We start from the raw sequence: 7,718 nt of genomic DNA on the forward strand, positions 1-7,718 counted from the left end.
CGCCTGGATGCCCGCAACCAGCTAACCCAAGATCAAACAAATACCTGACCAGTTACACCCTGATGACTACAAGAAGGGCTATCACTACTGGGTTCACGCGGATGGCTGCTACAACGAGGCGTACGGATCTGAGGATGCCGAATCGACGGAGCAAGAGCGTCCGTGAGGCTTGGTGTTGCCCACAAGTTCCGTTGGCATCAGGTCTCGCGACGCGTCGGCGAGCACGGGCCCGGTAGGGCCGCGCGCAGCTGCCGCGCGGCGCGTTCTTGATCGTAAAAGCGGCAACTCGGCGATGCGCCGCCGCTTCGAGAGGGCATCATCCTGCCTGATCCGCCGGGCTGCGGACCAGGAGGTTTGCACGATCGCATTGGAGCGTCTTCGGCTTCTTCGGGGCCGCTCAGGGAGGGCGTCCTCAACGAGGGTCTGGCGGCGCTGTGGCCGGCGCACTGCGTCCGAGCCGTGCGGCGTGTGTGCAACACGGGTGCGGACCCTGGGGTGGGCCCGCTCACCACAAAGATGCTGGTTAGAAGCCTGATACTGCGCGAGCACGATCGGGTCGTTGTCCACGTACACGATCCGGGAGTCGGGCGCGGCCCGCTGGACGACCTTGTGGGTGTTGTCGGCGGTGGGCAGGCCGGTGCCGATGTCGAGGAACTGGCGGATGCCAGCCTCTTCGGCGAGCCAGGTCACCGACCGGGTGAGGAAGCCACGGGAGGCGCGGGCCAGCTCGGCGATGCCGGGGAAGACCTTGAGGTACTCGTCGCCGGCTACCCGGTCCACCGGGTAGGAGTCCTTGCCGCCCAGCCAGTAGTTCCAAATCCCATTGCTGCGGGCCGTGGCAACACCCCGACACCCCGCGACGGCGCTCAGCGAGAAGGGCGACCGCGCCGGTCGGCGCCGGTATCGGTTGAGCGCCGATCAGTCGCGGCATATACAACGTAAGGGCAGTGACCCGGATCACCGCGCACCCGCGATCATGGTCGGCGGCGCGGCACCCCAGATCCCCCGGATCCATCCGGATCCGCCTCGATGCGAAGGAGCACCCGTGGCCGACGAGCAGCGCATCTCCACCACCCGCCGGATCTCCGCCCCGACCGGGCGGATCTTCGAGCTCGTCACGGACCCCGCCGGGCACGTCAAGATCGACGGGTCGGGCATGCTCGTGGCCGCCGGGGACGCCCGGCGCGTGACGGGCGCCGGCGACGCCTTCGAGATGGACATGGACCGTGAGCCGCTCGGCGACATCCCGATGGGCAAGTACCGCGTTCGCAACGTCGTCACCCGCATCGAGCCGGACGCCCTGATCGAGTGGACGGTCGGTGGCGTCGACCACCCCCCGATCGGCCACGTCTACGGCTACACCCTCGTCCCGGTCGACGACCACACCACCGACGTCACCTCCTACTGTGACTGGAGCGGCGTCTCGGAGAAGTGGAAGACCCGCGTGAGCTGGCCGGTGGTGCCGCTGACGATGCTGGAGAAGTCGCTGGCCAACCTCGACCGGGTGGTCACCTCCCCCACCACGAACGCCTGAGGGCCGCCATTCAGAGCGGCCCCTACGGCGCCTGGTCCTGCGCTGGAGGCTCGATGCCAGGTCAATCGGTCGCGGGTCCCGGAATCGGGGTGACCGATCGGTCAAGAGGTGTCTCACCGGTCGGGGTCGGTTCCGGGCGCTGCCGGCGCTGGGCGGGTCGCCCAGCGGATGGTCGAGACGATGCCGTGGCCGGCCAGGCGGCCGATGGTCGCCTCGGCCGCGGGCAGGTACGGCAGCCGCAGCGGCCAGCGGGTCCAAGCGGGCATCAGCCCCACCGCTGCTGACGCCAACGCGCCATAGGGGGGCCGGGCCATGAGCGGGAGCGGCGCCTGGAGCAGCAGGTAGCGGGCGGCTGCTCGGGCCTCGGGAGTGCCGGCGAGCTCGGGACGGAACGTGCGCAGCGCCTCGACGAGTTCGGCTTCGGTGCGCGGTGGGTCGATCACGCCCAGCTTCTCGGCGACGACGGCGGCGTCGGCGATGTAGGCGTCACGCTCGTCCGCGTCAAGGGGTTCGCCCCCGCCGTAGCGCTGGAACGCGGCGAGGAAACTGTCCACCTCGGCTATGTGTACCCAGCGCAGCAGGTGCGGGTCGCCGGCGGCGTAGGGGCGCCCGTCGGGGGCCACCCCGCGGACCTGCCGGTGCACCCCGCGAACCCGGGCGACAGCCCGCTCGGCTTCCTCGGCCGGCCCAAAGGTCGTCGCCGCGAGGAAGAAGCTGGTGCGTTGCAGGCGGCCCCAAGGGTCGCGCCGAAAGTCCGAGTGCCCCGCCACGCCGGCCATGGCCAGCGGGTGCAACGACTGCAGCAGCAGCGCGCGCAGCCCGCCGACGAACATCGCCGCGTCCGCGTGCACACGGCGAATCGGCCGGTCCTCGCCGAACCAGCGTTCACCCTCGGCGACGAAGATCCGTTCCCGCCGGCGAGGGCCCTGCGGACCGGCGACGCGCTGTAGGACGTGGCCGCCGAGCCAGGCCCGCACCTCGTCGGAACCACGAATCATCCGCACACCAACCATCACCCCATGATGCGCCGGTCCGGCGCCGCGCGATCCTGCCGCCGAGATCGGCCCCGGTTGCGTCGGCACATGCTGGAGGGTGATGACGGTTGCGGGCAGGTGAACCGGGATTAACCTTCAGCATCTACGGCGCGGGGGCTACCGGCGCTCGAATACCCAGGCGGCGGCCAGCGCGGCGCCGACCACGACGCCGACGAGCAGGATCCCACCGAGCACGAAGAATCCGACCGCCTTGATCAGAGCGATCGCGATGGGCAGCGCGGCGGCGAGCACGAACACGCCACGGGTGCGCACCGGGGTGTTCGCGACCGCGAAGAGTTTACGTGGCCCGCTGATGCGGGAGACGTTGAGCTCGTCGGACACCGACGGCATGAGCCGGATCGTCGTCCAGGTCAGCGCGACGAAGGCGACCGTCAGCACGAGGGCGTAGAGGAACCCGAAGGCGCGCCCGAAGGCGTCGAACGACGCCCCGGCGGCGATCACCGTGAGCACCAGCGGGATGTACCACGAGGTGGTGCGGTCCTGACGCGCCTGGCCGGCCAGGCGGCGCGCCTGCGCAAACCGCTCACCGCGCCGGCCCGATCCCCGGTTTCCACCCGACGACTCGCCGTAGTACCCGTCCGCCATGAGCCCTCGACTCCCCTCCACGGTGAGGCCGCCATATCCCGCACCATGCATGGAGACGACACTGCACCCCTCGCTATTTTCCCCCCTGCCAGCGTCCTGCGGCATGTGATTTCCGGGGAAGACCACAATCGAAGGGCCCCGAGGTGGCGTCTGGAGGCATCTGGAAGCGTCCGGAGATACGCGCCCGGGTCACCGGCTAGCCGCTATCGGCGCTGGGTCTCGGCGCGGGAGCGGCGGCGGCGGCTGCCGGAGTCGACGAGCCGGTCCGGCGCCTTGCCCGCGAGCGCATCGGCGCGATCGGTGGCCACGCTGTCGGCGATCAGCTCCTTGGTGCGGTCCTGCTCCTGGTCGTCGAGGCCATGCAACAAGCTGTCGAACATGGTCACGTGCTCACTCCACCTGGTTGGCTCCGCGGCGTGATGCGCCCTTACCGTCATCCCTTCCCGCCCTCACGTGCATAAAGCACCAAATTTGCTCCGATCTGGTCCTGACCACAAACATGCCGCTGACCTGCATGTTTGTCCCCCATTCGGAGCAGCACGGCGGTCGCCGCGGGTGTGCGCGGACGCGGTCGCGGGAACAGACACTCCGCGGGGAGGTGAAGGCGGATGACGGTGCGTACGGCTACGTTGCTCGGGCCGACGGCCGAGGTCCCCACCCCGTCGGCGGCGGTGGTGGAGCTGCTCGCAGTGCTGCGCCGGCACCTGCACATGGACACGGCCTGGCTCGGCCGGATCGAGGGCGACCTGCTCGTCATCCAGGCCATCAGCGGCGACGGCGACCGCTTCCACCTCACCCAGGGATCCACCGTGCGGCGGCGGAGGGGCCTGTACCCCGGGGTCCTCAGCGGCCGGCTGCCGACGCTCATCCCGGACACCCTCGCCGACCCTCGCACCGCCGAATCGCCCACCGTGCGCGAGCTTGACATCCGTTCCTACGTCGCCGTGCCGGTCGTGACCGACGACGGCACGATCTACGGTCTGCTCGGCTGTCTGGGCCGTCGGCCCCACCGCGAGCTGCGCGAGCGGGACGCCCAGTTCATGTTGATGCTCGCCGAGATCCTGCGCGACTCGGTGTCCGATCTGCACCGGATGTGGCAGGCGCACAGCCAGGTCTGGCTCGACGTCAGCCGTCTGATCGACCAGGGCGGCCCGACGCTCGCCTTCCAGCCGGTGTTCGACCTGGAACGAGCGCGGATCGTCGGGGTGGAGGCGTTGTCCCGGTTTCCGGATCCCTGCCGCAGCACCGAGCAGTGGTTCGTGGCGGCCGACGCGGTCGGGCTGACCGTCGAGCTGGAGCTCGCCGCGGTGCGCCGCGCTCTGGGCGCGCTCCCCCGGATCCCCGCGCACATCGGCCTCGCCGTCAACGCCTCGGCGACCACCCTGTCCGCCGGCCTGGTGGAGATGATCACTGGGACGGACGCGGATCGCCTCCTGGTGGAGATCACCGAGCACCAGCGAATCGCCGACGTCCCCGAGGTCACCCGCGACCTGGACCGGCTGCGCCGGCTCGGGGTCCGGTTCGCCGCCGATGACGTCGGCGCCGGCTACTCCGGGCTGGAGCAGCTCGTCCTGCTACGGCCGGAGATCATCAAGATGGACTGCAGCCTGACCCAGGGCATCGACACCGATCCGGCGCGGCGCGCGGTCGCGACGGGACTCGTGCACGTCGCCGAGGAGATCGGCGGCGGCGTGATCGCCGAGGGCATCGAGACGGCCGGCGAGCTGCTCACCACCCGCGACGCCGGCATCCGCTACGGCCAGGGATTCCTGCTCGGCTCCCCCACCCCCGTGCTGCGCGACGCCTGCGTCGCCGCCGACGAGTGAGCATCCCCGATCGCCCGGACGGACGCCCGCGCCGCGGGCGTCACCGGACGGCCGCCCTCCGGTGACCGGGGCTGCGGGAACGACGGCAGGACATCGCCCAGGGCGGTGGATCCGCCGGCGCTGGCGGCCGCGCCGCGGGCGAGGTGGGTGGCGCACCCCGAGATGTACAGGCGGATCAGGCCGGAGCGCCCGCTCGACGTCGGCGCGCCGGCCGACAGCAGGCGGCGACGCGAGCCGCGGCGCGGCGCGGCGGGCGGGGTGGGTCGCGGCGGGTCGCCGCCGCGGCGATGATCCAGCCCGACCAGGTGGATGAGCGCGGGCAGCAGCACCACCCGCAGCAGGAGCGCGTCGAGGATCACCCCCACGGACAGCCCGATGCCGAGCAGCTTCATCATCCGCACCTGCTGCGCCGTGAGCGCCATGAACACCGCAATCATGATCATACTGATCGTGAGGATGACACCGCCGATGTCCGCATGCCGGCTGCTGATCGCGGCCTGGGGATCCGGGGCGTCGGCGGAGCCGCGCAGCCGGCTCAGCAGCGTCAGGTGCATGCCGATCGACAGGCCGTACACGATGATGAGGATGAGGCCGAGGATGAACGGCTCGATCGGGCCGGTGCGCACGCCGAGCCCGGAGGCCAGCCATCCGTTGCAGAAGATCGAGGTGATGACGCCCAGGGTCGCCGCGAGGGCGAGCATGCTGGCCGCGGTGATCGCCAGGCTGTGCCGCACCGAGCGCAGGCCGAGCAGGACCGCGGCCCCGAGCACGCCCAGCTCCAGGATCAGGAAGGCGGGCAGGACCCGGGCGAAGCGGTCCGACATATCCTCGAAGATCGCCGTCTGGCCGCCGACGTAGACCTCCAGGGAGGTGCCCGCGATCGCCGCCGGCACCGTGGTGTCGCGCAGCCGGTGGACAAGGTCGCTGGCCGCCGCCGACCGGGGCGGGTCGTTCGGGAACACCTGGATCAGGGCGCTCGCCGCCTGGGCGTTCTGCAGGACGACGAAGGCCCGGTGCACGCCGCGGGTGCCCTCGAGCGCCGTCAGCAGGTGCGCCACGGCGGCGGGCTGATCGGCGGACACGCCCGTGGCGACGACGATCATCTGCCCGTTGAGCCCGGGGAAGTACTCCTGGCTGATCAGGTCGAAGGCGCGCCGGCTCGTCGTCGACGTCGGGTCGACGCCGTTGTCGGAGCCGCCGAGGCGCAGTCCGACGACCGGCAGCGCCAGGATGGTGAGCAGCGCGACCGCGACGCCGGCCAGCGCCTGGGGATGGCGCCCGACGATCCCCGCCCACCACGACCGCAGTCCCGGCCGCACCGGCAGGCCGGTTCCGGTGGCGAGCAGGTGGTTGCGTTCGGCCCAGACCAGCAGGCCACGCCCGGAGATCGCCAGCATCGCGGGGAGCAGCGTGGCGACGGCGAGGATGCTCACGGCGGCGGCGGTGAACCCGGCCAGGGCGAGGCCGTCGAACACTCTCAGCCGCAGCGCGCTGGTGCCGAGCATGACCACGGCGAGCCCGAGGCTGCCCGCCAGCGTCGCCCGGCCGGAGTGGCGCATCGCCTCGCGCACCGCGTTCTCGGGCCTGTGCCCCTGCCGCAGGCCGCTTTGAACACGGTTGACGATGACGAGGGCGGAGCCGAGGCTCAGGCCGAAGGCGAGCACCAACGTCAGCAACAGGGCCAGTTGCATGACGTTGGCCCGCTGGGAGAGCAGGGTGACTCCGGCGAGGGCCCCCGCGGTCGTCGCCCCCGCGGCGACGGCGCAGACGGTGACGGCCGCCGGCGACCGCACCGTCAGGCAGAGGATGAGCAGTGCCACGCCGATGCCGATGGCGATCGGCCAGGGTGAGATCGTCCCCTGCACGACCACAGTGGTGGCGGGCCCGGTGATCTCGACCTGGAGATCGGGCCCGTCATAGTCGCGGGCGGTCGCGATCAGGTTGCGCATCGCGGGGAGGTCGGGAGAGGTCGGGGAGCCCTTCATGAGCACGGAGACGATCGCGGTGTGCCCGTCCGCGCTCAGGGGGCTGCCACCGAGCGGAATGGCGCCGATCGGGCTGTAGGGGTCGAACACGCCGCTGACGCCGGGAAGCTTGCCGAGCTGCGCGAGCATCGTGGCGACCCGCGCCCGCACCTCGGGCGCCTGCATGTCACCCGCCCGGGCCCGCACGACGATCATCTCCAGGTCCGGCAGCTTCTTGTCCGGCATGATGTCGGCCACCAGGTCCATCGCCTGCTGCGATTCGGCGCCGGTAACACCGAGATCCTGGCTGAACCGGGCGCCGGACTCCTGGGAGACGTTCGTCGCGGCGATCAGCCCTATCAGCCACACCGCGACGACCAGCCATCGGTACCGCTGGCACCAGCGGACCAGTAGCGTCACGGCACACTCCTCGGCAGGGGCCGCTATATGGCCCTTTTAGGTTGATTGTCGGTTTCGTATGCTGAGCCAATCTGGCCCAAGGACATGCGCAACGTCAACGTGCAGCGGACCCACAACAGCGAGATTTGGCACTCCGGTGGGGTGCCGGCTACGTGTCCGCGTGATCACAGCACGTCCGGGTGAACCGGCCACGGGGTGGCCGCGGCGACAGCAGCCGCGATGGTGGTGGCGGATGGTGGTGACGGACGGTGGTGACGGACGGCGGCGGCGGCGGATCCTAGTAGGGCTTTGTTAGGTGTCGTTGAGTTGTGGTTTCAAGCGATCTGGTGACGGA

The 7,718-nt window shown here is 70.8% G+C and carries 6 protein-coding genes and 1 pseudogene; 2 read left to right on the top strand and 5 right to left on the bottom strand.

All coding sequences use genetic code 11. From position 1 onward, the window contains the following. Window positions 1-528 precede the first annotated feature (528 nt). Window positions 529-870, bottom strand: a pseudogene (locus G6R25_RS18930) (SAM-dependent methyltransferase); the annotation flags it as partial. A 175-nt stretch (window positions 871-1,045) separates the two neighbouring features. Here G6R25_RS18930 and G6R25_RS18935 point away from each other — a divergent pair. Beyond that, a complete protein-coding gene (locus G6R25_RS18935) occupies window positions 1,046-1,534 on the top strand; it encodes an SRPBCC family protein (protein WP_136448517.1) in 489 nt (162 codons plus the stop codon). Between the two features lie 113 nt (window positions 1,535-1,647). Here G6R25_RS18935 and G6R25_RS18940 read toward each other — a convergent pair whose 3' ends face one another. The 3 genes from G6R25_RS18940 to G6R25_RS18950 all read right to left on the bottom strand — a co-directional run bounded on the left by G6R25_RS18940 (window position 1,648) and on the right by G6R25_RS18950 (window position 3,560). Beyond that, window positions 1,648-2,532, bottom strand: coding sequence for an oxygenase MpaB family protein (locus G6R25_RS18940; RefSeq protein ID WP_163554045.1), 885 nt, complete (start codon window positions 2,530-2,532; stop codon window positions 1,648-1,650). 153 nt (window positions 2,533-2,685) lie between these two features. After that, window positions 2,686-3,174: a hypothetical protein gene (locus tag G6R25_RS18945; protein WP_136448519.1), complete on the bottom strand. Its 489-nt coding sequence runs from the start codon at window positions 3,172-3,174 to the stop codon at window positions 2,686-2,688. A 203-nt stretch (window positions 3,175-3,377) separates the two neighbouring features. After that, a complete protein-coding gene (locus tag G6R25_RS18950) occupies window positions 3,378-3,560 on the bottom strand; it encodes a hypothetical protein (RefSeq protein WP_136448660.1) in 183 nt (60 codons plus the stop codon). A gap of 222 nt (window positions 3,561-3,782) precedes the next feature. Between G6R25_RS18950 and G6R25_RS18955 the strand changes: the two genes are divergently transcribed. Further along, the gene (locus G6R25_RS18955; RefSeq protein WP_163554046.1) at window positions 3,783-5,000 is read left to right on the top strand and encodes a sensor domain-containing phosphodiesterase; all 1,218 of its coding nucleotides are present in this window, start codon (window positions 3,783-3,785) and stop codon (window positions 4,998-5,000) included. On the opposite strand, the gene G6R25_RS18960 is transcribed toward G6R25_RS18955, so the two are convergent. Next, window positions 4,928-7,384, bottom strand: coding sequence for an MMPL family transporter (locus G6R25_RS18960; RefSeq protein ID WP_235949050.1), 2,457 nt, complete (start codon window positions 7,382-7,384; stop codon window positions 4,928-4,930). The two genes, G6R25_RS18955 and G6R25_RS18960, sit on opposite strands and share 73 nt — an antisense overlap. Window positions 7,385-7,718: the final 334 nt, after the last annotated feature.

It is taken from the genome of Candidatus Frankia alpina (assembly GCF_902806485.1).
GTDB lineage: Bacteria > Actinomycetota > Actinomycetes > Frankiales > Frankiaceae > Frankia > Frankia alpina.

Excerpts from the sequence above, each read along its gene's own strand:
- G6R25_RS18955 (WP_163554046.1), top strand. The coding sequence starts at position 3,783 with ATGACGGTGCGTACGGCTACGTTGCTCGGGCCGACGGCCGAGGTCCCC.
- G6R25_RS18945 (WP_136448519.1), bottom strand. The coding sequence starts at position 3,174 with ATGGCGGACGGGTACTACGGCGAGTCGTCGGGTGGAAACCGGGGATCG.
- G6R25_RS18940 (WP_163554045.1), bottom strand. The coding sequence starts at position 2,532 with ATGATTCGTGGTTCCGACGAGGTGCGGGCCTGGCTCGGCGGCCACGTC.